Source organism: Bradyrhizobium uaiense, assembly GCF_010811875.1.
Lineage (GTDB): Bacteria > Pseudomonadota > Alphaproteobacteria > Rhizobiales > Xanthobacteraceae > Bradyrhizobium > Bradyrhizobium uaiense.
This window is the reverse complement of sequence record NZ_VKHP01000550.1, coordinates 1-654: the sequence shown is the minus strand read 5'-3', so window position 1 is coordinate 654 and position 654 is coordinate 1. Positions and strand designations below refer to the sequence as shown.

General features: G+C 60.2%; 1 pseudogene. It reads right to left on the bottom strand.

Going from position 1 to position 654, the window contains the following annotated elements:
* Window positions 1–125: 125 nt before the first annotated feature.
* Window positions 126–572, bottom strand: a pseudogene (locus tag FNJ47_RS46410) (MFS transporter); the annotation flags it as partial.
* Window positions 573–654: the final 82 nt, after the last annotated feature.

Genomic DNA, 654 nt, shown 5'->3' with positions numbered 1-654 from the left:
GCTGCAAAATCCGTTCGAACCGCAATCGGTTGGCCCATGGCAACTCCCTCCAGTTGCCATGTTGAATCATCGATCCTCTGATTTGGGAATGCCCGCCGTGAGTCAGCACCTCCGCGGATTGGTATAATACCAGTGAGCGTAACCGCTGCAGGCAGTGCCTCGGTTGGCACCTGCTCAGAGACAGAGGAGTGCCCAAGCCGGGTTCATCAATGCCATGCCGCTGCCAACTCCAAAACAAAAGAGCAACAACAGTTCCGGCGTGGTCAGACCCAGCCATTGAAGCGCGGTGAGCCCGACCACGCCGCAAAGCGTAAGCGAAAGCGAGACCAGCGCTACGACGCGGCGATCATACATATCGGCAATGGCGCCGGCCGGCAAAGAGATTAGCATCACCGGCAACGTCAAGGCCGTCTGCACAAGCGCGACCTTGTCAGCCGACGACGTCATCTCCGTCATGGCCCACCCGCACCGACTCCCCGGATCAGGATGCCGAGATTGGACAACAAGCTCGCCAGCCAGATGTACCGGAGTCGTTCGTGAAGAACCGGCGCGCCGCCGGGCTCAGGCGATATTTGGCGCCGGGTTGGTCTCGAGGAAGGCTCGGATGATGGCACGCAAGAGCTCTGCGAGCCATCGCAGGAGCAGGCCGAAGTT